The following is a 23,107-nucleotide window of genomic DNA, read 5'->3' on the forward strand; positions in this document are numbered from 1 at the left end:
CACTTATGATCTACATCGTAAAGGTAGCGGGTCCTTAGAACCCGAAAGGCTCACGGAGCACGGCAAGATGGTCATAATGCTCCGCAACCCGATCGCCTCGACCGGTGTTCTATGAAGGTGACCGAGACCGACATCCGCCGCCCGATCGTCACCGCGCTCACGGAGGACCTCGACACCGGGTTCGTCGCGCTGTTCGACGCATACCGCGACGTCGTGTTCTCCGCCGCGCTGCGGCTGTGCGGGCGGTGGGCCGACGCGGAGGACCTGACGGCGGAGACGTTCCTGCGCGCCTACCGCGCGCTGGCCGGTTACGCGCCGCAGCGCGTCGAGAGCCTGCAGCCGCGCCCGTGGCTCATGACGATCCTGGCGAATCTCTGGCGCAACACGCTGCGCTCGGCCGCCCGGCATCCGCCCCCGGCGCCGCTGGAGACGGCACCGGAGGCGGCCGATCCGGCGGAGCCGACCGAGCAGGTCGCCGAGCGGTCCGAGACGGGCCGTGAGCTGGCCGCGCTGCTCGGCGAGCTGACCGAGGAGCAGCGCCTCGCCGTCGTGCTGCGGCACGTCGCGGATATGCCGGTCACGGAGATCGCGACAGTCCTCGGTGCCCCGGAGGGCACCGTCAAGTCCCACATCTCGCGGGGTCTCAAGCGACTCCGCCTGCTCTACCCCGGGGAGGAACGATGAGCACCGTTGAGCCTTACGACCCGGAGCCCTTCGACCGGCACGATCCGTTGATCGCGGGCCTCGGCGCGCTGGCCACCGGCGCACCGGCGGGCCTGCTCGACCGGGTGGCGGCCCGCTGGGTGCGCGTCGACGCGGCGATCGGCGGCGTCTATGTCGCGATGACCGACCAGGGCATCGCCTACCTGCGCGCCGGACAGGACCAGGAACAGTTCGTCGCGTCGTTCCGGAGCCGCTTCGCCCGGCCGCTACTGCCGGGCGGCGGTGCGCCGCCGGCCCTCGAGCGGGCGCTGCGGACCGGCCGTACCACCGGGATCCGGCTGGACCTGCGGGGGCTGCGTCCCTTCGAGGAGGCGGTGCTGCGCGCGGCCGCGGCGATCCCGCGGGGGGAGATCCGGCCGTACGCCTGGATCGCCGAGCGGATCGGGCGGCCGAAGGCCATCCGGGCGGTCGGCACCGCGCTGGGAAAGAACCCGGTGCCGCTGCTGATCCCCTGCCATCGGGTGACGCGTTCCGACGGCCAAATCGGGCAGTACGTCTTCGGCGCGCCGGCCAAGGAACGGCTGCTGCGCATGGAGGACGTCAACCTCGAGGAGGTCGGGACGCTTGCGGCGAAGAACGTCTACTACGTGGGCAGTGACACGACGGGCGTCGTGTGCTTCCCGAGCTGCCGCGACGCGCGGCGGATCACTCCGGCGCACTGGCACGGTTTTCGTAACCTGGCACAGGCCGAGAGTGCCGGATACCGGCCGTGCCGGCACTGCCGGCCGGGGGTCGGCGTGTCCTGAGCACCGGTGGCACCGGGCACGGGTGTTCAGGACCCCTTGCGCTTTCGTTCAAGAACGTCCTGTTGACTGATCCGGGTAAGCCGTTGTCTCCGACCGGGGTTCCGCCGCTTTGAGTTTCCGTACCGACCTCGTCCGCACCGACCCTGTCCCCGATGACACCGTCCGCACCGATCCCGTCCGGACCGGTCGCACAGGCACCGATCCCGATGGCGGCGCCGATCCTGTCCGGCCGGGCCCTGACCACGCCGATCCCGGCCGTGCCGGCGGCGCCGGCCACGTCCGTCCCGACGGCAGCGGCCGCACCGATCCTGCCGGTCCCGACCACGCCGGCCGCGGGCCGGCGGGTCACGGCCGCGCCGATCGAGATCCCTACTTCGACAACGCGAAGTTCCTCGCCGTCGTCCTGGTGGTCATCGGCCACGCCTGGGAGCCCCTCCGGGGCGCGAACATCGGCGGTCGGCTGCTCGAGGCCGCGCAGACGTTCATCTACGCCTTCCACCTGCCGGCCTTCATCGTCATGTGCGGATACTTCTCGCGCGGTTTCCCGACCACCCGCGGCCGGACGCGCAAGCTCGTCGCCGCCATCGTGGTGCCCTACGTGCTGTTCAGCGTGGCGTACCCGCTGTGGGCCGGCCTGCTGTCCGGCGACCACGTCGGCTGGGATCCGCTGGAGCCGTACTACCTGACCTGGTTCCTGCCCGCCCTGCTGCTGTGGCGGCTGTCCACACCGCTGTGGCAGCAGATCCGTCTTCCCGTCGTCGTCGCGGTGCTGATCTCGATGCTCGCCGGGTTCGTCACCCTGCCGAGCACGCTCAACGCCGCGCAGGTGCTGTCGTTCCTGCCCTTCTTCGTGCTCGGGCTGGTGCTGCGGCCCCACCACTTCGCGATCCTGCACCGCCGCGCCGTGCGCGTCGCGGGCGCGGCAGTGCTCCTCCTCGGCGGCCTCACCGCCTACCTCCTCGGGCTGAGTGTCGATCCGGAGTGGGTGCACTGGCGGCGCAGCTTCGGGCAGCTCGGGGTGGGCGCCTCGGCGGGCGTCGGGTTCCGGGTCGTCGCGATGGCCGCGGCGCTGGTCCTCACGGTCGCGTTCCTCGCGGTGGTGCCGGCACGGCACACGTGGTTCACTCGGCTCGGCTCGGCCACGATGTACGCATACCTGCTCCACGGGTTCGTCACGCTCTACCTGTCCTACCAGGACTGGTACTACGGCATCTCCGGCGAGCAGGTCCTGCTGGTGACGGTGGGCTGCGCGCTCCTCGCCGTGGTCCTGTCCGGAGAGCCGGCGCGCCGGGCGTTCCGGTGGGCGGTGGAGCCCCGCATGGACTGGCTCTTCCGCACCGGCCCCGCCCGACGACCGCAGTCCCGCCGCCGACCGGGGCGGCGGGAGACAACGCACGGGCGAACAGACACGGCGGGCGTGGTCACCGGGACCGAGTGAGGGGTGCGGGCGGCGCGGTCTCTTCTCAGGGCGCGTCGCCCGCACCGGAGTCCTCCCGCCCGGCGCTCAGCGAACGATGCTGGCGTGCCGACTGATCGGCAGTTGATGCGCCGCCTCGGTGATGGCCGCGACCTGCTCGGGGGAGAAGCGGTTGCGCTGGCGCCGGATCCAACGGGGCAGACGATGCATCCGGACGAGCGTGACGCCCTCGGCCTCCACGAGGCCCCGAGCGAGGCGACCGCCGTGGACGACGGCCACGGCCTCCACGGCGACCTCACCGCCGAGCCGCTCGGCGAGCAGCGCGGCGGTCGCATCGGCTCGGGCGCGCAAGGCGGAGACCATCTTGGCGCCGGACCGCTCATCGACGTACAGCGTTCCCCGATAGGTGGCGATGTCCGTGTCGGGAGCGACGGCCTGATTGTCGATCATTAGGACGCCGGTCGGTCCGATCACCAAATGATCGATCTGGCCCTGCTCCGGCACGCTCCTTCCCTGGAGGACGCGGTATCCGCGCCAGGCCAGGACCAGGCGCAGCAGAACCGAGGTGCGCCGTTCGCCACGCTGGCCTTTGCGCCAGACGCTGGAGACCATCCGTTGGCGCAGGTAGTAGAGACTGTCCACTGCGGCGACCACCACCGCGGCCAGCAGCCCGAACCAGAAGTCGACGAGTACCGTGCCGATCACCAGGCCGACGGCGGCGAGCGCACCGCGCACTTGAAGTCGACGGCGCTTCCCCTGCGCCCACAGCTGCTCGTGCACCGCCTGGGGGGACCCGCCGATCAGCGCCGGGTTGTCCGGAACATAGATCGACCCACCGAACATCACGCGACCCTTTCGCTCGTGGGAGTTTATTATCTCGTGACCACGGCGTTAAGGCCCACCCCGGGTAACACGGTTAAACATAAAAGTAACAAACGGAATTCGCGTTGGCGGCTGCGCATGGAATTGCCGTGCAACCTGCACTGCAGCTTGCATCGTGCACCGGGAGGGGATGAGACGCCGAGTTCGGTGCGGTGACCGATGGCCGCGCAACGCGATGGATACGTCAGCATAATCCGTTCGTCTCCGGCGAATGCAGCGGTATTGAGATCGGTCGTACGCCGTTTATCGTCGCTGCGGGCCCGCGTCGGCCCCCGCCCGTCGCCGGCCGCTTCCGGCCGGATTCCGACGGTCATGGGTGACCGGGGATTCCGATGACGCCCATCGTCCGCAGGCCGACGATCACCAGGTCCACGCCGACGGCCGCCAGCAGCAGCCCGAGCAGCCGGCCGGCGACCTCCACCCACATGCGCGGAAGCCGGTGCAGCACGTAGGTCAGGACCAGCATCGTGAGGAGGTTGCTCGCGGCGACGGCCAAATAGGCCACGGCGACCAGTGGGGGCCAGACCCAGCCCGGCCGGGTCACCGTCAGGACGATGATCGACGTCATCGCGAGCGGACTGACGATGTAGGGCAGCAGCAGCGCCATGAAGCCCTCGCTGGGGGAGCCGGCCGGAGTCTCGGCGTGGCCGTCGAGGACCAGGCGCAGGGCGTACACGAAGAAGATCGCCCCACCGGCGATCATCACGTCGGCGTGTCCGATGTGGAAGACGTCCAACAGTGGATCGGCGGTCATCGCCAGGACGACGGCGCACAGGGTCGCCGCGCCGGTGGCCCGCCAGGCCAGTCGCCGCAGCGCGCGCGGGTCCCGTCCTTCGGCCAGCCGCGTCGAAGCTCAGGATGACCTTCGGCGGCCCGGCCACCGCGATGAGGACGACGAACACGTCCCAGAGATCCAAACGCCCCACCCCGGCGTCTTCCCTGCGCGAAGACCCGCGCAAACCCTCTTCCGCCGCGGTGGCGCCGGTGGAGGCAGGCTCGTCACTACGCCGACGCCGGCGTGTGATCGTCGTTCGGCCCGGAGGCGGAGGCGGAGGCGGCGGCGTTGCGGCGGGCGCGGAGCGCGCGGACCCTGCCCCGGCTCGCGCATGCGGGGGACGGGCACCAGCGTCGGCGTCCTGGCGGGTCGATGAAGACGCCCCTGCAGTCGTCTTCCGGGCAGCGTTTGAGGGCGAGCCGGTCGGAACCGGTCATCTGGTCCACGGCCTGACGGGTGATCCGGGCGAGGGCGTGGGCCGTGGTCGCCGGAGGCTCACGTCGCAGGCGGTCGTCCGCGGTGAGCCGGATCGGATCGTCGTGCCCGGCCACGAACGCGGCCAGGGTCGCCACGGCCGTCGCAGGCGGCGGCTTCTCCTCGACCGTGGCCAGTGCGATGCCGCGCAGCGTCTCGCGCAGGGCCCACGCCTGGTGCAGGTCGTCTTGATCGGGTGGCTGAGCCGGAGACAGTTCACAGCGCTCCAGCCACTCGGCGAGAAGCCCGGGACTCGCCAGCCGCTCCACCGGGGCCGCGCTGAACGTGCGGCCCTTGGTGGCCAGGAAGTTCAACCAGGTGGCGCCGCAGTCGAAGCGGAACGCGAGCTTGTCCTCTGTGGCCATAGGCCAATCGTAACGCTTCAGCCGTTACGTCTGCTAGCGTTCTCGTAACGCCCAAGGCGTTACAAGGATCGATCGAGGAGTGAGGAATGACCATGGCGGCTAGCCAGGCACTGTCGGAGCAGCTGACGCCGGCGCGGTTGGACCGCGCCGAGGGCTACCGGATGCTGGCCCTTCTTCAGGACGAGGCGACCCAGCAGGCCGTCTTCCCGGATCTCGAGCGGCTCGTCCCCGGATACGCAGACTGGATCGTCACCGCGCTGTTCGGCGGCACCTACCTGCGCGAGGGGTTGTCGCTGCGCGACCGCCAGCTCATCAACCTGGCCGCCCTCACCGCGCTCGGCGGTGTGGACCCGCAGCTGTCCGGCCACGTCAAGACCTCGTTGCGGGTCGGAATGACCCCCGGCGAGATCACGGAGGTCTTCGTGCATCTGGCGCCCTATATCGGCGTGCCCAGGGCATTGGCCGGATTGCGCGTCGCCGCGGCCGCGCTCGCCGACGTGGAGCAGGAGGCCGGACGATGCGCGGGATGATCCGGACCGTGCTCGGGGACATCGCGCCCGAGGAGCTGGGGGTCTGCGACGCTCACGACCATCTGTTCATCGGCTCGCCGGCGCTGCCGGGCCAGGAACTGGACGACCCCGAGGCCGCGCTCGCCGAGCTGAAGGCCTTCGCCGCGCTCGGCGGCCGTGCCGTGGTCCAGTGGACGCCGTGGGGGATGGGGTCGCGAACCGAACGACTGCCCGCCCTGTCCCGGCAGTCGGGCGTCCGCATCGTCTCCGCCACCGGAATGCACCAGGCCAAGCACTATGACCCGGCTGAGCTGGAACGCCGCCATGGCGGGCTGGCCGACCTGTTCATCCACGAACTGACCGATGCACCGGTGAAGGCGGGCATGATCAAGGTCGCCGGCGCCTACCACCGCCTCGACGACCACGCCCGGCACGTCATGACGGCCGCCGCCGAGGCCCATCACGCCACCGACGCACCCATCGGCGTCCACCTGGAGGCCGGTACCGCCGCGCTGGACGTGCTCGACCTGCTGTGCGGAACCCACGAGGTCGCTCCGCACCGCGTGATCCTCGGACACCTGCATCGATTCCCTGACACGAGGATCCACCGGCAGGCCGCCGAGGCCGGCGCGTTCCTGGCGTTCGACGGCCCATCGCGCGTGAACCACGGCACCGACTGGCGCCTGCTGGACAGCCTCTCCGCCCTCGCCGACGCCGGCCACGCCCAGCAGATCCTCCTCGGCGCCGACACGGTCACCCCGTCGGCACGGTCCGACGCCGACGGTCCGGGCATGCCGTTCCTGCTCAGCGGCCTGCGCCCGCGGATCGAGCGGGAACTCGGCCTCGACCTCGCGACCGCGATCTTCGTTGGGAATCCGGCCCGCGCCTTCGCGGCGCGATGGCGGCGGCCATGACCTGACATCCTCCGAGCGCGGGCGGCTCGCCGGAGCTCCGGAGGTCCTGGGTCCGCGCGGCGACGGCCGGGGAGCGCTGAAACGGTGCTCCGGCCGCCCGGACCGGCAGGCCGCTGCGGGCCATTACGGCGAAATCCGCTGGCCGGTCCGCGCGCCGACCGCCAGCCGTTCGGTGAGCGCTCGCGCCCACAGCGGTGCCGGGCCGCCCGTTCCCCGACGCGGCCGGCGGGCCGCGCGAGAACGGGTCACCCCTTCATCGTGACTCGCACACGTCGGGATGGGAAGACCTCGGGACGCCATGACGCCGGCACCGCCCGGCCGCACACGGCCACCGCGGGCGTCCGGCCGGGGGACCTGTCCCCGGGGGCGCCCGGATCGGCGGGGCGTCGGCCGCCGGTCAGTTGGAACTGCCCTCCAGGAGCACTCGGGCCACGAGCGCGGGGTCGTCGCCCATCGGGACGTGCCCGCAGTCCCGGAGCCAGACGAACCGCGCGTGCGGCAGCGCCTGCTGGGCGCGTACGGCCTGGCTCGACCGCAGGAGGCGGTCCCGGGTGCCCCACGCGATGGTCACCGGGACGTCCTCCACCTTGCCGCGGAACGTGGTCTCGCGGCCGGCCTTCAGGGTCGGTTCGAAGCCCACCGCGCCGCGCAGCGCGGCCGCGTCCGCCAGCAGGGTGTCGATGCCGATGAGATCCGGCCGCCCATAGATCATGCCGAACATGAGTCCGCGCATCCGCGGCGAGTTCGCCAGCCGGCGCATGGTCGAGGCGGGCAGCCCGGCGCCGAGCCGCGACGCGCGCAGTACGAGCGCGGCGTAGCGCAGTTCGAGCGGCGTGTAGAACCCGGCGGGGGAGAGCGCGGTCACCGAGCGGGCGAGCCCCCGGTCGGCGGCCTCGAGCGCGAACAGCCCGCCGAGGGAGTTGCCTGCGACGTGCGGGCGGTCGACGCCCAGCCGGTCGATGAACTCCCGCAGCAGGTCCACCACCGTGTCGAGGCCGTACGAGGTGCCGGCGGGCAGCGGCGGGGAGGAGCCGAATCCGGGCAGGTCCACCGCGATGACGTCGCGTTCCTTGGCGAGCAGATCGATGACCGGCTCCCAGGCCTGCCAACGGTGGCCGATGCCGTGCATGAGCAGCAGGGGCGGGCCGTCGCCCCGCCGTTCGAAGACGATGTCCACCCGCCGAGAGTAGACCTGAAGTTACCGCTTGGTCACTATGACGGCGCTCACTTCCACCGACCGCTCGGAGGCCTTCAGCCGGACTCGGGGGTCCAGGCGGCGACGAGGTCGATCAGGCCGGGAAAGCGGGCCTCGAGGTCGTCGACGCGGACGTGGCTGCGGCGCTCCAGGCCGTACTGGCGCTGCCGGATGACGCCCGCCTCGCGCAGCGCCTTGAAGTGGTGGGTGAGCGAGGACTTCGGGCGGTCCAGGCCGAGCCAGCCGCAGGGGTGGTCGAACTCCTCGCGCTCCAGGAGGAGCTTGCGCACGATGCGCAGCCGCAAGGGGTCGCTCAGCGCGCCCAGCACCGTCTCCAGCCGCAACCGGTCCACGGCGGGCTCGGGCAGGGGGGACGGTGCGCCGGGAGGCTCCGGCAGCACCCTGATGGTCGGCTTCGCCTGTGTCGCCGGCATCGGCGGTCCTTCCTCGTCGCACGTTCGCTAGTACGACTTGAATCGTACTGCCTGTGCTAAGTTCGATTCCACTCGTACAAGTACGACTTAATTCGTACATCGATCGAACGGGAGGATCCTCCATGCCGGACACTCGATCGGCGCGGGTCGACGACCCGCCGCGGCCGGGGCGCGAAGCGACGGAAGCCGCCGCCCCCACCTGGTGGCTGTGGGCGGCGGCATGGCCGGTGACGGCGGTCTTCGTCCTGTCGAACGCCGCCACGCCGCTGTACGTCCTGTGGCAGCGCGACATCGGCTTCTCCAAGGGCACGTTGACCGTGATCTTCGCCTGCTACATCGCCGGGCTGCTCGGGTCGCTCCTGGTCTCGGGCGTGCTGTCCGACCGCGTCGGGCGCCGACCGGTCCTGCTGCCCGCGCTGGTCCTGGCCATGGCCGCGTGCGTAATCTTCGCCACCGCCTCGACGGTCGCCGCGCTGGTCGTGGCCCGGCTGTTCACCGGCATCGCCGTCGGTGCGGTCGTCTCGGCCGGCATGGCCGCGGTGACGGACGTGGCCGGACCGCGGCGGAAGCGGCTCGCGGCCCTGCTCGCGTCCTGCGCGATGGTCTTCGGCGCGGGGCTCGGGCCGTTCCTCGCCGGAGTGCTGTCCGAGACTCTGCCGGCGCCGACCGTCACCGTCTTCCTCGTCGAGGCGGTGCTGCTGGCGACGGCGGTGCTCACGACACTGCGCATGCCGCTCGGTCGCCCGGAGACACCCGCGCCGGCGGCCCGCTCCTGGATCCGCGTGCCGCGGGTCCCGCGCGGCAGCGGCATCCGGCTCGCCCTCGGCGTCGCGGTGTTCGCTCCCGGCATCACCGCGACGTCCTTCGTCCTGTCACTCGGCCCGTCACTGCTCGCCGGACTGCTCGGCACCACCGACCGCGTGGTGGCCGGGGCCATGGCGTTCGTGATGTTCCTTGCCGCGACCGGTGTGCAGTTCGCGGTGCAGCGCCTGCGCAGGTCCGTGATCCTGCTGATCGGCGCGGTCGGCACGACCGCGGCGATGGCGGCCCTCGTCGCCGCGGTGCACACCTCGTCGGTCCCGCTGCTCATCGTCGCGGCGGTGCTCGCGGGCACGGGCCAGGGGACGGGCCAGCTCGGTGGCCTGTCCCTGCTCAACGCGAGCGTCCCGCCGCAGCGTCTGGCCGAGGCGAACGCGGCGCTCAACGTGGGCGGGTACGTGCCCGCGGGCGTGCTCCCGGTGGCATCCGGCTACCTCAGCGACGCCATCGGGCTGACGACGGGCGCCACGGTCTTCGGCGCCGTACTCGCGACCCTGGCGATCGCCGGAGGCCTCGTCGTCCTCGGCGCCCGCAGCCGGATCCGGTGACCGGATGGTCCGCCGACCGTACGCGGAGCATGTGTCCCGACGAGTCCCGTTCGGCCGGCGGATGTGTCAGGCGCACCTGGCGAGATTCTTGAACACCGCGTGCCGCCGGCCGGTGCCGGCGGCACGCGGCCGTGGGCGGCGGGAGAAAGCCGCGCGCTTCTTCTCCGGGCGGGTGACGTCAGCCGGCGAGGTTCGCGGCGGAGACGGAGATCGCCACCTCGTCGGCCGGATCGGTGCCCATCGCGCGAGCCAGGCTGCGGTACGGCGCGGCCTCGTCGGCGCGGCCACGCCGCTCGAGGGTCCGGGCCAGCGCCTCGTGCGCCCAGCCGTTCGCGGGGTCCAGCTCGATCAGCCGCCGGAAGGTCTGCTCCGCGCGGCCCAGCTGCGCGCTGTGGAAGTAGGCACGCCCGAGCAGCTCGACGGCCGCCCGGTTGTCCGGCTCGCTCTCGACGATCGGAGCGAGGATGCGCCCCGCCGCGGCGTAGTCCCGGGCGTCGAAGAACATCCGTCCGCGCTGGTACTCCTCGTAGGTCATCGGTGTCCTTCCATCGATGGCGTCCGCATCGTCGGACGCCGCACGCCACAACACCGGCACCGGTCACGGTCTTCCCGACGGCCCGCTGGAGGCGGCGCGCCGGTCTATCATCATGCAGTGATGGTTGAAAAAGAAACTACCTGTGGCGATGCCGGGGCCGTGGGATGAGCAACACCGACGCGACCCCCGCCGTGCTGGGTTGCGGCGGCCCCGCGGAGGCCGGAGCGCCCCTCGAGGAGCCCCGAGTCCAGGTCCTCACCGCGCGGGACGTCCCGCTGGGCGGTCCCCGGGCGATGACGGTTCGGCGCACGCTGCCACAGCGGGCCCGCACGCTGATCGGCGCGTGGTGCTTCGCCGACCACTACGGTCCCGACGACGTCGCCGACAGCGGCGGCATGGACGTCGCGCCGCATCCCCACACCGGCCTGCAGACGGTCAGCTGGCTGTTCAGCGGGGAGATCGAGCACCGCGACAGCATGGGCAACCACACACTCGTGCGGCCCGGCGAGCTGAACCTCATGACCGGCGGCCACGGCATCAGCCACTCCGAGGTCTCCACCGCCCGCACCACCATCCTGCACGGCGTCCAGCTGTGGGTGGCGCTGCCCGAGGAGCACCGGCGCACCGGCCGCGACTTCCAGCACTACGTCCCGGCCGTGATCTCGTTGGACGGGGGCGAGGCCAGGGTGTTCCTCGGCTCGCTGGCCGGCGACATCTCCCCGGTGCGGACCTTCACGCCGCTGCTCGGCGCCGAGCTCACGATCGCGCCGCACGCGACGGTCACCTTGACGGTGGACGCCCGCTTCGAACACGGCGTGCTCGTCGACAGCGGGGACGTTCGCGCTGCCGGAACCCCGCTCCGGCCCGCCGAACTCGGCTACCTCGGCACCGGCGCCGGCACGCTGACGCTGGCGAACGAAGCGGACACCGCGGCCCGTATGCTCCTGCTCGGCGGCCCGCCGTTCGACGAGCAGATCGTCATGTGGTGGAACTTCATCGGCCGCAGCCACGAGGAGGTCGCCGAGGCGCGGGAAGCGTGGCAGAACGGCTCCGACCGCTTCGGCGCCGTCGCGGGTTACGCCGGGAACCGCCTGCCCGCGCCGGCCCTGCCGAAGGCCACCATGAGACCCCGCGGCAATCCTTCGGAAGGAACCCGATGACCTAGGGCTCGAGTTCGGCGGCGACGCCCTGGAAGTCGTCGATGGAGAGGGTCAGGGTGTTCTGGCCCTGGAAGACCTGGGTCTCGCCGGCCTGGTCGAGGTGGTGGTTGCAGGCGCGGTCGAGGTACGCCTCGACGAGCCGGGCGTTGGTGAGCCGGCCGCGGCCCCGGAGCTCCGCCAGGTCACGCCGGGCCACCTGCCAGGCCTCCGGCGCCAGCTTCAGGCGGCGTTCACCGGCCAGGAGCGCCGCGAGGTGGACGCGCAGCTCCGGGTCGGACAGGTCGGGCAGTCGTACGGTGCGGAAGTCGGTGATCAGCTCCGGAATGGCGTCGGTGAGCTCGCGCAGCCGATCCGGCGCGCAGGTCGCCGCGAGAACGGTCTCGCTGACGCCTTCGACCCGCGCCCGGTACAGGGCCGAGGCGTAGGCCGACCCACGGTCGTCGTCGAGGACGACCGTGTCGAGCCCCTCGATCAGGAGCGTGTGGCCGTTGTACTCGGCGATGTGTTCGCGCAGCCGCCGTGGGTCGATCTCGGCCAGCTCGTCGGCCTGCAGCGTGTGCACCTCGCCACTGCCCAGGCCCACCTCGGCCAGCGCGCGGGCGATCATGCGGGTGAGGCGGCGCTGGCCGCAGGACAGCTCGCCGACGAGCAGCACCGCCGGCGCGGACGCGCTGGACACCTCCTGCCCACGCAGGCTGAGTGCCCAGGTGCCGCGCCGGCGTAGCTCCGTCAGCAGCCGCTCGATGTCGTCGGGGCCCGGCAGGAACGTGATGCCGTACGCCTCCACCGGCCGTGGGCCGGGATCGGACCCGTGACCCGCCGGCTCCGGGAAGGGCGGCGGGGTACCCGCCCCGGCCGCCGGACCCGGGAACGGCGGCGGGGCGCTCGCTCCGGCCGCCGGACCGGGCCACGGTGGCGGAGTGCCCGCTCCGGCCGATGGCTCACCGGGGGCGACCGAGGTGGGCGGTGGGCCGGGGTCCGGCGTGAACGCGGTGGGTGGAGCGGTGGAGAACGGAGGCGCCGGGTCGGGCGTCACGGCCGTGACTCCGGGGATCCACTCCTCGTGCGGAGAGCCGGCCGGTGACGCGTCCCTGGGCCCGGCGGACGGGCCTGGAGAGCCGGGACCCGGTCCGGGGCTCGCGGGGGCGCCGGGGATCGATGTGGGCGCGGCGGGGCCGGGCCATGCGGTGGTGCCCGCCGGGAAGCCCGGGCTGGACGTGGGCGCGACGGCGTCGCCGCCGGCGGAGCTCCCGGGGTCGGACGCCGGTCCGGGGCCCGGGTCGGAGGAGGGAGCGGAGGGCAGCGGCTCGGAGGCCGGCCAGGCCGTGGTCGCGGGCTGCGGCGGGGGAGGGGCGTCGGCCTCGCGCTGCTCGGCGAGGTGCGCGCGGGCGGCCTCGATGATCTCCCACGGTGTGAGGCCCTCACCGGGACCCGGCTCGGGCCCGGCGACGATCGCCTTCATCAGCGCCGCCGGGACGGTGAAACCGGGCCGTGGCGGCGCCATGTTCGCCAGCCGGCACCAGGACAGCGCGGTCGCGTACGAGACCGCCAGCAGACTCCGCAGGATCTGTGGATCCGCGCCGGCCACCGCGCTGGGCAGCGTGCCGTCGACCGGCCACAGTTCACGGAGCGGGTGACCGGGCTGCCCGAGCGCCTGCAGGGTGCGGACGGCTTCGGGGTCCAGCCAGGGAAGCACCGCGGTCGCCGCGCCGGGTACGCCCTCGAGGTCGGCGGCCAGCAGCGCGAACGCGACCCGCCGGGCCTCGGCCGGCCCGGCCGCGGCGGCGGGCAGCGCGGCCGCCGCCGCGGCGAGGTCGTAGCAGGCGAGCCGGAACTGGTCGCCCGTGGCGGTCTCCCGCAGCAGCGTCACCCGGAGTTCCGCGGGGCAGCGGCGCAGCCATTCCTGGATGATGGCCTGGTCGCCGTAGCGCACTCCGGCGTGGTCGCTCGGGACCATTCGCAGGGTCGTGCCGGCCATCGCGGCGAGCGCGTCGGCGCGTGGCCGGAAGGCGGGGTCACCGCGCAGGGCCTCGGCGGTCTCCCACAGGGCGCGGGCGATGTACGAGGCGCCCATCGGGTCGCCGGCCCGCAGGCGCTCGGTGTAGGCGCCGACGATCAGCGGGAGGGTGGGCGGCAGGAACCACCGCGGGCCCGGCGCGGTGGGGGTCAGATGGCGGCCGTACAGGCCGAGGAGCGGATGGTCGTCCAGGGCGACCGGAGCGCCCGTGCACCACAGCATGGCGAAGAAGGACACCGCGACCGGGCTCGGCGTGCCCGGCAGGAAGAGGGGGTCCTGCATCGGGAACTGGGCGGGGTTCGCGCTCGCCGCCGCGGTCACGGTCTGCTGGAGCCGGCCGAGCACCACGGGGGCGGGCGGCGCGCCGAACAGGCCGTCGGCGGCCAGGGGGCCGGGGGTCAGGTCCGGCCCGGTGGTCAGGATGGAGGGTGGTACCGGTGGTCGTCCCGCGCCCGGCGGTGCGGGCATCACCGCCTGGCGCGCGGCGGGATCGAACGGGGGCGGGCACAGATGCCAGTTGCCGTCCAGGCCGCAGCGGTACCAGCGGCCCCAGGCGCCGAAGAGCCACCATTCGCCGGCCCCGGCGAGCATCCGCGACGTGATCGCCTCGGCGCGCGCGTGCGGCGGCGCGCCCATCCACCACGGGGAGGAGGTGATGCCGCGCACGTCTGTCTCGATGGCCGCGAAGGGATCGCTCGGGGGTGCGGCCGAGGCCTGCCAAGTCACGATGCGCATCGTAGTGGGTTGATTCGGACGGCATTGCGGCGCGTAATGACCGTCCTGTAGCTTTGCTCCTTAATTGCGAGGGGGTGGGCATGTGAACGCCGCGCGGCTCAGGGCGTCCGGATTGGGTTTCGGAATCGTGTCAGCGATCGCCTTCGGCACGTCAGGGCCGTTCGGAAAGGCGCTGATCACCGCGGGCTATTCGCCGTTGCAGGCGTCATGGACGCGAATCGCCGGCACCACCCTGGTCCTCGTGCCGATCGCCCTCCTGCTGCGCGGGCGTGCCGCCGGGCGCGCGGTGCGCGGGCGATGGCCGCTTCTCCTGCTGTACGGCGTGATGGGCGTGGCGGGCTGTCAGTCGCTCTACTTCTTCGCCGCGTCGCGCCTGCCGGTCGGCGTGGCGATCCTTCTGGAGTTCACCGGTCCGGTGCTGGTCGTGGCGTGGATGCGGGTCGTGCAGGGACGGCGGGTGCCCCGGAGCGCGGCGATCGGCGTGATGATCGCGCTGGTCGGTCTCGCCTGCGTCGTCGAGGTCTGGTCGGGCCTCAGTCTGGACCTTCTCGGACTGCTCGCCGGGCTCGGCGCGGCCGCCTGCCAGGCCGCCTACTTCCTGATCATCGATCGGGTCGGGGAGGACGTGGACCCGCTGGTCATGACCGCCGCGGGGTCCACGGTCGGCGTGGTCGTGCTGGCCGTGGCCGCGCCGCCGTGGGGCATCCCGTGGCACCTGCTGACCACCGGCATCCGGTTCGGCGACCGGTCGGCCCCGGGATGGTCGCTGGTCGTCTGGATCGTCCTGGTCAGCACGGTCACGGCGTACCTCACCGGCGTCGCCGCGGTGCACCGCCTGTCCGCCCCCGTGGCGGGGGCCGTCGCGTACATCGAGACGGTCTCGGCGGCCCTGTTCGCCTGGATCGCGCTCGGCGAGCGGCTGGGCGCGGCGCAGCTCGCCGGAGGGGCGATCGTGCTGGTCGGCGCGTTCGTCGCCCAGCGGTCGGTCGCCTCCGACGAACCCACCCTGGAACCGGTGCCCCTCCTGGAGGGCGTCGGCGTCAGGAGTGCTGACGGGTGAAGGCCCGGGTGCCGATCGCCGACCCGGACGACCCCACCCCACGGTTCGTCGCCGCGCAGGTCGTCGCGCTCACCCATGCCATCTCACTGGAGCACCTCCGGCGCCGTCGCGCCGACGACAGCCACGCGGTGGTCCTCCCCGCCGTGCGGGCCGCCGTCGACCAGGGTTTCGACCTGCTGAAGTCGGGCATCGGGGACTATCCCCGCTGAGGGGGACACCCGCCGGCTACAGGGTGCCCGCGCGGGCGGCGGCCAGGGCGGCGCCGGCGGCCCGGTCGGCGACCGCGGCGTCGACCGGCTCCCGGCTGACGAACAGCCGGTAGTAGATCGGCGCGACCGCCGCCCGTACGACCTCGACCGGATCGGTCCCGGACGGAAGCTCCCCCCGGGCGACGGCGCGCGTCACGATCGGGGCGGCCTGGTCGTGCCGGGAGGCGAAGAAGCGCCGCAGCGCCACCGCGGCGGCGGAGTTCTGCATGGCGGCGGCGATGAACGCGGTCGACACCGGGCCCTCGTCCGGATCGGTGAAGCCGGTCACCACCAGCCGCGCCAGGGCGCGCAGGTCATCCTCGACCGAGCCGGTGTCGGGAATCGGCCAGGGCTCCTCGCTCGCCATCTCCAGGGCGTCGGCGATCAGGCCTTCGACGCCACCCCAGCGCCGGTAGACGGTGGTCTTGTGCACCCCGGAGCGCGCGGCGACGCCCTCGACCGTCAGCGCGGTGTACCCCTTCTCGGCGAGCTCGCTCAGGGTCGCCGACCGGACGGCGGCCCGGACGCGGGCGCTGCGGCCACCCGGCCGCCGCCCGTGGCCCTCGGCGATCGTCATCGGTAATCCCGTTGCGCTCGGGAACGGTGGTCTGTCATCATCCTAACGCAACCTGAGTTGCGATAAGCCGAGAGTGGAGGAGAGCAGTCGCCATGGGCCTGGTCCCGAACACCGTGATGTCCCACCCACGCCGTGTATCGGAGGCCCGTTCTGTCCACTCAGCTCACCCTGCGAAGCGTCGCCAAGTCCTACGGTGACCACCTCGTCCTCGACGACGTCTCGTTCTCCGTACGACCCGGGGAGCGCGCCGGCCTCGTCGGGGAGAACGGCTCCGGCAAGTCGACACTGCTGCGGCTGATCGCCGGCGTCGAGACGCCGGACGACGGCGACGTCACCGTCATGGCCGACGGCGGCGTCGGCCATCTCGGTCAGACGAGAGGCCTGCCACCCGGTGACACCGTCCAGCAGGCCATCGACGCGGCCCTCGCCGACCTGCGGGCGATGGAGCGCCGGATGCGCGAACTGGAGGCCGACCTCACCGAGGCCCGGTTCGCCGAGTACGCCGCGCTGCGGGCCGCGTACGAGGCCCGGGGCGGCTATGAGGCCGACGCCCGCGTCGACAAGGCGATCCACGGGCTCGGCCTGGCGCACCTCGGACGCGACCGCGCGCTCGCCACGCTGTCGGGGGGAGAGGAGGCCCGGCTGGCGCTGGCCTGCGTCCTCGCGGCGGCGCCGGAGATCCTGCTGCTCGACGAGCCCACCAACCACCTCGACGAGCCGGCGCTGAGCTGGCTGGAGGACCGGCTCCGCACCCACCAGGGCACCGTCCTCGTGGTCTCCCACGACCGCCTCTTCCTCGACCGGGTCGCCACCGTGATCTACGAGGTCGAGGACGGGTCCGTGACCCGCTTCGGCGGCGGATACTCCGGGTTCCTCGCGGCGAAGGCGGCCGCCCGCGCCCGCTGGGAGCAGGCGTACGCCGCCTGGTGCGAGGAGGTGGAGCGCGTCGAGATCCACGCCGCGACCACCGCGCGCCGGGTCGCTCCGGGCCGGCCCATGAAGGACCGCAACAAACCCGCCTACGACCGGGACGCCGGGCGCGTGCAGAGCTCGGTCGCCAGCCGCGTGCGCCAGGCGCAGGAACGGCTCCGGCAGCTGCGGGCGAACCCGGTTCCCCGGCCGCCCGAGCCGCTGCGCTTCGACGGGCTGTTCGGCGGGGGAGAGGAGGAGGGCGCGCTCGCCGAACTGCACGAGGTGACCGTCGGCGACCGCCTGCGCGCGGTCTCCCTCACCGTGTCCGCCGGCGACCACCTGCTGGTCCACGGCCCGAACGGCGCCGGAAAGACCACCCTGCTGCGGGTCCTCGCCGGCGAGGCGCCCGACTCCGGGACCGTGCGCCGACGTGGCCGCATCGGGTACCTCCCGCAGGAGGTCGACTTCCCCGAGCCGCGCCGGTCCGTGCTGTCGGTGTTCGCCGACGGCCGGCCCGGTCACCCGGAGGAGCATCGGGCGCGACTGCTCTCGTACGGCCTGTTCCACCCCGACGCCCTGAACACCCCGGTCGGCGGCCTGTCGGTGGGCCAGTGGCGGCGGCTGGCCCTGGCCCGGCTGCTGGTGGCGGAGCACGACCTGCTGCTGCTCGACGAGCCGACCAACCATCTGTCGCTCGTCCTAGTCGAGGAACTGGAGGAGGCGCTCGCCGACTACCGGGGCGCGCTGGTCGTCGTCTCGCACGACCGGACGCTGCGGAACCGCTTTCCGGGCGCGCGGCTGGAGCTGCGCGCCGGGCGGCTCGCCGGCCGCCAGGACGAAGGCGAGGTGGAGTAGACACCGTCCATGGGTGCGCCGACGACGGTAGAGGTTCCAGATGACGGCGACGCCCGGTCGGCGATCCCGCCGGAGTGATCGAGCATTCAGGCGTCGGCGTCGGGGACGTCTCGGCGTGCCGAGGCCACCGCGCGCAGCTCTTCGTCGGTCCAGGTCAGCGTGCCCGACCGCAGTCCGTCGACGACCTCGGTCACCCAGCGCAGCTCGGCGGCCGCGGTCGCGTGCAGGTACTCGGTCTCGAGCATCGAGACGCGGGGGAGCGGATCGGAGCCCAACTCGGTCGCCGCGTCGAGCGTCGCCCGCAGTCGGGCCAGCCGGCCGGACAGGAGCGCCTTCCGCTCCTCGAGGAACCGCAGCGTCTCCTCCGGGGTGAGGAGGGGGAGGAAGGACAGCGCCGCGGGCAACTCGGGGAACTCGTTGCGCGGCGTGGAGAGCATCTCGCCCATCCACTGACGAAGGACGGCGCGCCCCTGGTCGGTGAGCTCGTAGATCGTGCGTTCGGGATACTGCTGATCGCGCTCGGTCTGGCGGGCGGCGACCAGGCCGGCCTCGTGCAGTCGATTGATCGTCTTGTACAGGCCGGCCCGCTGCCCGACGTTGACCACCTCGTCCTTGCCCCACCGCTTGAGCAGGGCCTGGATGCCGTACGGGTGGAGGGGGCGGTACGCGAGGACGCCGAGCACGGCGAGCGCCAACGGGGACCGGCGTGGGGATGACGACATAGTCGCGAGTCAACTAGTTACCGAGCGACTGGTCAAGCGCCGGGCGGTACTCGCCGCTCCGCAAAGTTCGACGGCGTTCGCGATGACAGGAACTTACTTTGTAAAGGCGCTCCGTCTTTTTTCATCTTCTCGAATTACTTCAGCCACGAAGATAAGATCCCCGACGGGGGTGCGCGATGGTCGGTTTCGACGTATCCGCTTATCTCCGGAGGCTGGGTCTCTCCGACCCCGGCCCCCCGAGCGTCGCGACCCTGCACGCCCTGCACGCCGCTCAGGTCGAGCGCATCGCCTATGAGGCGCTCGACATCCAGCTTGGCCGGCTGACCTCGATCGATCCGTACGACTCCGCCGCACGGATCACGGCGGGTCGCGGCGGCTACTGCTATCACCTGAACGGCGCGTTCGCGCTTCTGCTGGGCGCCCTGGGCTATGAGGTGACCTGGCACCGGGCGGGCGTGCAGGGTCGGCAGGCCGCGGAGCCGCCGGGTCCCGCGCCGGCCAACCACCTGGCATTGACCGTACGCGGGCTGCCGGCGGAGGACTGCCCGTCGGGAGTGTGGCTCGTCGATGCCGGTCTGGGCGATGGACTGCACGAGCCGCTGCCCCTGAGCGAGGGAGAGTACGTCCAGGGGCCGTTCCGGTTCCGCCTGCGGCGGTCAGCGGCCGCGCCCGGTGGGTGGCGGCTCGACCACGACGATCGCGGCGCCTTCACCGGCATGGACTTCGGCATGCGTCCCGCGGTGGTGGGGGAGTTCCTCGACCGTCATCGGTACCTGTCCACGTCGCCCGATTCAGGGTACGTACGGACCTGCACGGTGATGCGCCGGGACGCCGGCGGCGCCGACGTGCTCACCGGGTGTGTGCTGCGACGCGTCGGTGTCGGCGCGGGGCGGCGGGAGGTCCTGGAGACCAGGACCGAGTGGTACGCCGTTCTCGCCGACCTGTTCGGGCTGACGCTCACCGACCTCGACGACGCCGACCGGGAGACCCTCTGGGCGCGCGTCCGCGGTGCCCACGAGGCGTGGTCCGCCGGCCGCGAGGCGTCCGGGGCTCCGGAGGGCGAGGACTCGGGTCCTCGGCGGGCGACCGATGCGGTCAGCGGTCAGGATCTGGCCTGAACGGTTCCTAGCGTGATCCCCGGGCGGGCCGTCCGGCTCGCCTTCCCGGCAACGACGGACCTTGGGGAACACGCATGGAGATCGTCCCGTTCAGCGTCGACATCCCGCAGCCGGACCTCGACGACCTGCGCGACCGGTTGACCCGGACCCGCTGGCCCGACGAACTCCCCGGGGTGGGATGGGACTACGGCGTCGCCCGATCGCACCTGCGGGACCTGGTCGCGTACTGGATCGACGGATACGACTGGCGAGTCCACGAGGCCCGGCTGAACAGGGTGCCGCAGTTCACCACGGCCATCGACGGGCAGACGGTGCACTTCCTGCACGCCCGCTCGCCCGAGCCGGACGCCCTTCCGCTGATCATCACGCACGGCTGGCCGAGTACGGTCTGCGACTTCCTGGACATCATCGGACCGCTCACCGATCCGCGCTCACATGGCGCGGACCCCGCCGACGCGTTCCACGTCGTGGCGCCCTCCGTGCCCGGATTCGCCTTCTCCGGGCCCACTCGGGAGAAAGGGTGGGGGAGCAACCGCGTCGCGCGGACCTGGGCCGAGCTGATGCGACGTCTCGGCTACGCCCGCTACGGCGCCCAGGGCGGCGACTTCGGGTCGATCGTCTCGCCCGAACTCGGCCGCGTCGCCCCGGACGCCGTCGTCGGTGTCCACGTCAACGCGCTGGTCAACGCCTCGGCACCCACCGGGCCCGACGAACTGGACCTGCTCTCGGACGCCGAGCGGGAGCAGGCGCGGGCGAACCAGGCGTGGTGGCAGGCCCGCTCGGGCTATGCCACCCAGATGGCGACCCGCCCGCAGACCGTGGCGTACGCGCTCAATGACTCGCCGGCGGGTCAACTGGCCTGGAACCTCGAATGGTTCGTCGACCACGATCCCACGCGGACGCGACAGCCGCTCGCCGACCGGGACGCCGTGCTGACCGACGTGACCGCGCTGTGGCTCACCTCCACGGCCGGCTCCGCCGCGCGGATGTACCGCGAGCTGACGGCGGACGGCTGGGGCCGCCCCGCCCCCTCGGGGGTGCCGACCGGAGTCGCCAAGTTCCTCGGCGACCGCGCGATCCGCCGGCTGGCGGAGCTGTCGAACACGGTCACGCACTGGTCGGAGTTCGACACCGGCGGCCACTTCGCGTCCCTGCAAGCCCCCGACCTGCTCGTCACCGACATCCGCGCCTTCTTCCGCTCCCTGCGCTGATGACGGCCGCCCGGACCGTGACCGCACGGCATCTAGTTGACATGCAACTAGTAGCAATGTGACTATCTCCCCGTCCTGAGATGAGGGAGTGGGCATGAGCAAGGTGAGTACCGCGTTGGTCATCGGAGGCGGCATCGCCGGGCCGGTGATGGGGCTGGCCCTGGCGAAGGCCGGGATCCGGGGGACCGTCCATGAGGCGCATCCGGTGACCGCAGACGGCGCGGCGGCGATGCTGAGCCTGGCGCCGAACGGCCTGGACGCGCTGCGCGTCATCGGGGCGGACACCGCCGTGACCGCCGTCGGGCACGCGGTCCCGGGCGTGGTGATGGCCGACGGCGGCGGGAACCGGCTCGCCGAGTTCGGCGGCTTCCCCGGTCTGCCGGCGACGCTGGCGATGGCCCGCGCCGACCTGTTCCGCGCGCTGGCCGACCGGGCGGTCGCCGGGGGTGTGCCGATCGAGTACGGCAAGCGGCTCGTCTCGGTCCAGGAGTCCCCTGAGGGTGTCACCGCCGTCTTCGCCGACGGCACGACGGCCGGCGCCGACATCCTGATCGGCGCGGACGGCATCCGCTCGACCGTCCGTACCCTCATCGACCCGGCGGCACCCGGCCCGGAGTACGGCGGGGTGCTCAGCTTCGGCGGGTACGCGACCGGCGTCGACGTGCCCGCCGAGCCGGGCGTCATGTACTTCGCCTTCGGCCGTGCCTTCATCGGCTACTGGCGCCTGCCCAACGGGCGGATCTGCTGGTTCGCGAGCCTTCCGCACGCCACCCCGATGACCTCGGCCGAGGTCCGCAAGGTCCCCGCCGCGGATTGGCTGGTGCGGCTACGGGAGCTGTACACGGGCCACGTTCCGGGGCAGGCACTGCTGGAGCACACCGAGCCCGGCGACCTGATGGCGGTGGGGGCGATGGAGCGGATGCCGTCGCTGCCGCACTGGCACCGGGGCAGGATGGTGCTGGTCGGCGACTCGGCGCACGCTCCCTCCTCGAGTTCGGGGCAGGGGGCGTCCCTGGCCATCGAGAGCGCCGTCGAACTCGCCCGCTGCCTGCGCGACCTGCCCGATCCGGCGGCCGCGTTCAGCGCGTACGAGCGGCTGCGCCGCGACCGAGTCGAGATGATCGGCGGCGACGCGGCCGCGAAGAACAAGGCCAAGGCCGGGCAGGCGGGGGCGCGGCCGGCCCTGCCCGACCCCGAGCAGATGTTCGGTCCCGTCCACCGTCACCACATCGCCTGGGACGAGCCCGCGACCGCGGACCTGGTGCGCGGCTGACCATCCGGTGCGATGCGAGGTGACGTCCGGGGACGACGGCGGATGCCCGGGGGGAGGCGCCACCGGTCACGCTGGGACGCGGGGGAGTCGCAAGACCCGTCGCGTGGCTTCGGCCAGGGCCGCGGTGGGGTTCGCGGCAGCATGGCCGACACGCCAGGCGACCACGTGGTCGGGGCGTACCAGCAGGGCGCCGTGGTCGCCGACACCGCAGGTCTCGGCCGGCCATGCCGTTCCGGAACCGGCCTCGCGGGGCAGCAGCGCCACCTCCAGGAAGGCACCGGAGGGATCCAGCTCGCGCGCGGTCCGCGCCCACGCGTGCCCTGCGGTCGGACACCACCTGGTTCAGTCGCACGTCGCCGGCCCAGACCGATGCCGCTGGTTGGCTGCCCCGGGACGGCCAGGTCGTGGCCAAGCTCCCGCCGCGCAAGGGCAACACGAGCACCCACGAACCCCGCCGCACCAGCGAAAACCAAGATGGTGGATCTTCAGTGAAGGTCCGACTGGACCTCGGTCAGTCGATGCCTTCGACGATGCGGAAGTCGCGCTCGACGCCGTCGGGGAGGGCGACCAGCGCCTTCTGGTATGCCTCGCTCTCGTATGCCGCGACGGCCTGTTCGAAGCTGTCGAACTCGATCAGAACGACGCGTTGCGTGATTCCGGCCTCGTGGGCGACGACTCGACCGCCACGGGACAGGACGCGCCCGCCCCCAGCCTGGACAGCCGGACGGGCCAGCTTGTTGTAGGCAGTCAGCCTCTCAGGGTCGGAAATGGCGGGGTAGACACTGACCCAGTAGCCCTTAGCCATGGAAACCTCCTGTGTTCGGCCGGACACGTCCGACTTCGAATTGACACTCAGATCGATCGAGCCCCCTTCACGCCGCGA

23 protein-coding genes and 1 pseudogene are annotated in these 23,107 nt (G+C 72.5%); 13 read left to right on the forward strand and 11 right to left on the reverse strand.

The window, feature by feature from the left end:
* Positions 1-117: 117 nt before the first annotated feature.
* The 3 genes from AB0L00_RS30990 to AB0L00_RS31000 all read left to right on the forward strand — a co-directional run bounded on the left by AB0L00_RS30990 (position 118) and on the right by AB0L00_RS31000 (position 2,907).
* Positions 118-684 (forward strand): RNA polymerase sigma factor, encoded by a 567-nt coding sequence (locus AB0L00_RS30990; protein ID WP_364440607.1) that lies wholly within the window; start codon positions 118-120, stop codon positions 682-684.
* Positions 681-1,469 (forward strand): methylated-DNA--[protein]-cysteine S-methyltransferase, encoded by a 789-nt coding sequence (locus AB0L00_RS30995; protein WP_364440608.1) that lies wholly within the window; start codon positions 681-683, stop codon positions 1,467-1,469. Before AB0L00_RS30990 ends, AB0L00_RS30995 begins: the two co-directional genes overlap by 4 nt.
* Before the next feature lie 109 nt (positions 1,470-1,578).
* Positions 1,579-2,907: an acyltransferase family protein gene (locus AB0L00_RS31000; RefSeq protein WP_364440609.1), complete on the forward strand. Its 1,329-nt coding sequence runs from the start codon at positions 1,579-1,581 to the stop codon at positions 2,905-2,907.
* A gap of 66 nt (positions 2,908-2,973) precedes the next feature.
* Here AB0L00_RS31000 and AB0L00_RS31005 read toward each other — a convergent pair whose 3' ends face one another.
* The 3 genes from AB0L00_RS31005 to AB0L00_RS31015 form a co-directional block, all read right to left on the reverse strand.
* The gene (locus AB0L00_RS31005) at positions 2,974-3,729 is read right to left on the reverse strand and encodes a nuclease-related domain-containing protein (protein WP_364440610.1); all 756 of its coding nucleotides are present in this window, start codon (positions 3,727-3,729) and stop codon (positions 2,974-2,976) included.
* A gap of 349 nt (positions 3,730-4,078) precedes the next feature.
* Positions 4,079-4,609, reverse strand: coding sequence for a MarC family protein (locus AB0L00_RS31010; RefSeq protein ID WP_364440702.1), 531 nt, complete (start codon positions 4,607-4,609; stop codon positions 4,079-4,081).
* A 161-nt stretch (positions 4,610-4,770) separates the two neighbouring features.
* Positions 4,771-5,382 (reverse strand): CGNR zinc finger domain-containing protein, encoded by a 612-nt coding sequence (locus AB0L00_RS31015; RefSeq protein WP_364440611.1) that lies wholly within the window; start codon positions 5,380-5,382, stop codon positions 4,771-4,773.
* Between the two features lie 86 nt (positions 5,383-5,468).
* On the opposite strand from AB0L00_RS31015, the gene AB0L00_RS31020 reads away from it, so the two are divergent.
* Positions 5,469-5,912, forward strand: a complete 444-nt coding sequence (locus AB0L00_RS31020) for a carboxymuconolactone decarboxylase family protein (protein ID WP_364440612.1) — start codon at positions 5,469-5,471, stop codon at positions 5,910-5,912.
* Positions 5,900-6,805, forward strand: coding sequence for a hypothetical protein (locus AB0L00_RS31025; RefSeq protein ID WP_364440613.1), 906 nt, complete (start codon positions 5,900-5,902; stop codon positions 6,803-6,805). Before AB0L00_RS31020 ends, AB0L00_RS31025 begins: the two co-directional genes overlap by 13 nt.
* Positions 6,806-7,202: 397 nt before the next feature.
* Here AB0L00_RS31025 and AB0L00_RS31030 read toward each other — a convergent pair whose 3' ends face one another.
* Together AB0L00_RS31030 and AB0L00_RS31035 are read right to left on the reverse strand one after the other, a co-directional pair.
* The gene (locus AB0L00_RS31030; protein ID WP_364440614.1) at positions 7,203-7,982 is read right to left on the reverse strand and encodes an alpha/beta hydrolase; all 780 of its coding nucleotides are present in this window, start codon (positions 7,980-7,982) and stop codon (positions 7,203-7,205) included.
* A gap of 74 nt (positions 7,983-8,056) precedes the next feature.
* Positions 8,057-8,434, reverse strand: coding sequence for an ArsR family transcriptional regulator (locus AB0L00_RS31035; protein ID WP_364440615.1), 378 nt, complete (start codon positions 8,432-8,434; stop codon positions 8,057-8,059).
* 122 nt (positions 8,435-8,556) lie between these two features.
* On the opposite strand from AB0L00_RS31035, the gene AB0L00_RS31040 reads away from it, so the two are divergent.
* Positions 8,557-9,801 carry an MFS transporter gene (locus AB0L00_RS31040; protein ID WP_364440616.1) on the forward strand — a complete coding sequence of 415 codons (1,245 nt, stop codon included), beginning with the start codon at positions 8,557-8,559 and terminating at the stop codon, positions 9,799-9,801.
* Positions 9,802-9,979: 178 nt separating this feature from the next.
* Here AB0L00_RS31040 and AB0L00_RS31045 read toward each other — a convergent pair whose 3' ends face one another.
* The gene (locus tag AB0L00_RS31045) at positions 9,980-10,336 is read right to left on the reverse strand and encodes a tetratricopeptide repeat protein (protein ID WP_364440617.1); all 357 of its coding nucleotides are present in this window, start codon (positions 10,334-10,336) and stop codon (positions 9,980-9,982) included.
* 164 nt (positions 10,337-10,500) lie between these two features.
* On the opposite strand from AB0L00_RS31045, the gene AB0L00_RS31050 reads away from it, so the two are divergent.
* The gene (locus tag AB0L00_RS31050; protein WP_364440618.1) at positions 10,501-11,496 is read left to right on the forward strand and encodes a pirin family protein; all 996 of its coding nucleotides are present in this window, start codon (positions 10,501-10,503) and stop codon (positions 11,494-11,496) included.
* A gap of 1 nt (position 11,497) precedes the next feature.
* Here the strand turns inward: AB0L00_RS31050 and AB0L00_RS31055 are convergent, their stop codons facing one another.
* Complete coding sequence (locus AB0L00_RS31055; RefSeq protein ID WP_364440619.1) at positions 11,498-14,239, reverse strand: hypothetical protein; 2,742 nt, start codon at positions 14,237-14,239, stop codon at positions 11,498-11,500.
* 91 nt (positions 14,240-14,330) lie between these two features.
* Between AB0L00_RS31055 and AB0L00_RS31060 the strand changes: the two genes are divergently transcribed.
* Together AB0L00_RS31060 and AB0L00_RS31065 are read left to right on the forward strand one after the other, a co-directional pair.
* Positions 14,331-15,308 carry a DMT family transporter gene (locus AB0L00_RS31060; protein WP_364440620.1) on the forward strand — a complete coding sequence of 326 codons (978 nt, stop codon included), beginning with the start codon at positions 14,331-14,333 and terminating at the stop codon, positions 15,306-15,308.
* The gene (locus AB0L00_RS31065; protein ID WP_364440621.1) at positions 15,305-15,517 is read left to right on the forward strand and encodes a hypothetical protein; all 213 of its coding nucleotides are present in this window, start codon (positions 15,305-15,307) and stop codon (positions 15,515-15,517) included. Before AB0L00_RS31060 ends, AB0L00_RS31065 begins: the two co-directional genes overlap by 4 nt.
* A 16-nt stretch (positions 15,518-15,533) precedes the next feature.
* Here AB0L00_RS31065 and AB0L00_RS31070 read toward each other — a convergent pair whose 3' ends face one another.
* Positions 15,534-16,133 (reverse strand): TetR/AcrR family transcriptional regulator, encoded by a 600-nt coding sequence (locus AB0L00_RS31070; protein WP_364440622.1) that lies wholly within the window; start codon positions 16,131-16,133, stop codon positions 15,534-15,536.
* Between the two features lie 132 nt (positions 16,134-16,265).
* Here AB0L00_RS31070 and abc-f point away from each other — a divergent pair, with 132 nt between their 5' ends.
* Positions 16,266-17,900 (forward strand): ribosomal protection-like ABC-F family protein, encoded by a 1,635-nt coding sequence (abc-f, locus tag AB0L00_RS31075; RefSeq protein WP_364440623.1) that lies wholly within the window; start codon positions 16,266-16,268, stop codon positions 17,898-17,900.
* An 86-nt stretch (positions 17,901-17,986) separates the two neighbouring features.
* Here the strand turns inward: abc-f and AB0L00_RS31080 are convergent, their stop codons facing one another.
* Entirely contained in the window at positions 17,987-18,622 is a 636-nt protein-coding gene (locus tag AB0L00_RS31080; protein WP_364440624.1) for a PadR family transcriptional regulator, read from the reverse strand.
* Between the two features lie 176 nt (positions 18,623-18,798).
* Here AB0L00_RS31080 and AB0L00_RS31085 point away from each other — a divergent pair, with 176 nt between their 5' ends.
* From AB0L00_RS31085 to AB0L00_RS31095, 3 genes are all read left to right on the forward strand, one after another.
* On the forward strand, positions 18,799-19,740 hold the full coding sequence (locus AB0L00_RS31085) for an arylamine N-acetyltransferase (protein WP_364440625.1): 942 nt from the start codon (positions 18,799-18,801) through the stop codon (positions 19,738-19,740).
* A gap of 74 nt (positions 19,741-19,814) precedes the next feature.
* Positions 19,815-20,951, forward strand: a complete 1,137-nt coding sequence (locus AB0L00_RS31090) for an epoxide hydrolase family protein (protein ID WP_364440626.1) — start codon at positions 19,815-19,817, stop codon at positions 20,949-20,951.
* Positions 20,952-21,045: 94 nt separating this feature from the next.
* Entirely contained in the window at positions 21,046-22,224 is a 1,179-nt protein-coding gene (locus tag AB0L00_RS31095) for an FAD-dependent monooxygenase (RefSeq protein ID WP_364440627.1), read from the forward strand.
* A gap of 66 nt (positions 22,225-22,290) precedes the next feature.
* Here AB0L00_RS31095 and AB0L00_RS31100 read toward each other — a convergent pair.
* Together AB0L00_RS31100 and AB0L00_RS31105 are read right to left on the reverse strand one after the other, a co-directional pair.
* Positions 22,291-22,527: pseudogene (locus AB0L00_RS31100) on the reverse strand (hypothetical protein); the annotation flags it as partial.
* 208 nt (positions 22,528-22,735) lie between these two features.
* A complete protein-coding gene (locus AB0L00_RS31105) occupies positions 22,736-23,029 on the reverse strand; it encodes a DUF1330 domain-containing protein (RefSeq protein WP_364440628.1) in 294 nt (97 codons plus the stop codon).
* Positions 23,030-23,107 lie beyond the last annotated feature (78 nt).

It is taken from the genome of Actinoallomurus sp. NPDC052308, assembly GCF_040679195.1.
Classification (GTDB): Bacteria; Actinomycetota; Actinomycetes; order Streptosporangiales; family Streptosporangiaceae; genus Actinoallomurus; species Actinoallomurus liliacearum.

Excerpts from the sequence above, each read along its gene's own strand:
- AB0L00_RS30995 (WP_364440608.1), top strand. The coding sequence starts at position 681 with ATGAGCACCGTTGAGCCTTACGACCCGGAGCCCTTCGACCGGCACGAT.
- AB0L00_RS31005 (WP_364440610.1), bottom strand. The coding sequence starts at position 3,729 with ATGTTCGGTGGGTCGATCTATGTTCCGGACAACCCGGCGCTGATCGGC.
- AB0L00_RS31015 (WP_364440611.1), bottom strand. The coding sequence starts at position 5,382 with ATGGCCACAGAGGACAAGCTCGCGTTCCGCTTCGACTGCGGCGCCACC.
- AB0L00_RS31020 (WP_364440612.1), top strand. The coding sequence starts at position 5,469 with ATGACCATGGCGGCTAGCCAGGCACTGTCGGAGCAGCTGACGCCGGCG.
- AB0L00_RS31025 (WP_364440613.1), top strand. The coding sequence starts at position 5,900 with ATGCGCGGGATGATCCGGACCGTGCTCGGGGACATCGCGCCCGAGGAG.
- AB0L00_RS31035 (WP_364440615.1), bottom strand. The coding sequence starts at position 8,434 with ATGCCGGCGACACAGGCGAAGCCGACCATCAGGGTGCTGCCGGAGCCT.
- AB0L00_RS31040 (WP_364440616.1), top strand. The coding sequence starts at position 8,557 with ATGCCGGACACTCGATCGGCGCGGGTCGACGACCCGCCGCGGCCGGGG.
- AB0L00_RS31045 (WP_364440617.1), bottom strand. The coding sequence starts at position 10,336 with ATGACCTACGAGGAGTACCAGCGCGGACGGATGTTCTTCGACGCCCGG.
- AB0L00_RS31050 (WP_364440618.1), top strand. The coding sequence starts at position 10,501 with ATGAGCAACACCGACGCGACCCCCGCCGTGCTGGGTTGCGGCGGCCCC.
- AB0L00_RS31070 (WP_364440622.1), bottom strand. The coding sequence starts at position 16,133 with ATGACGATCGCCGAGGGCCACGGGCGGCGGCCGGGTGGCCGCAGCGCC.
- AB0L00_RS31080 (WP_364440624.1), bottom strand. The coding sequence starts at position 18,622 with ATGTCGTCATCCCCACGCCGGTCCCCGTTGGCGCTCGCCGTGCTCGGC.
- AB0L00_RS31085 (WP_364440625.1), top strand. The coding sequence starts at position 18,799 with ATGGTCGGTTTCGACGTATCCGCTTATCTCCGGAGGCTGGGTCTCTCC.
- AB0L00_RS31090 (WP_364440626.1), top strand. The coding sequence starts at position 19,815 with ATGGAGATCGTCCCGTTCAGCGTCGACATCCCGCAGCCGGACCTCGAC.
- AB0L00_RS31095 (WP_364440627.1), top strand. The coding sequence starts at position 21,046 with ATGAGCAAGGTGAGTACCGCGTTGGTCATCGGAGGCGGCATCGCCGGG.
- AB0L00_RS31105 (WP_364440628.1), bottom strand. The coding sequence starts at position 23,029 with ATGGCTAAGGGCTACTGGGTCAGTGTCTACCCCGCCATTTCCGACCCT.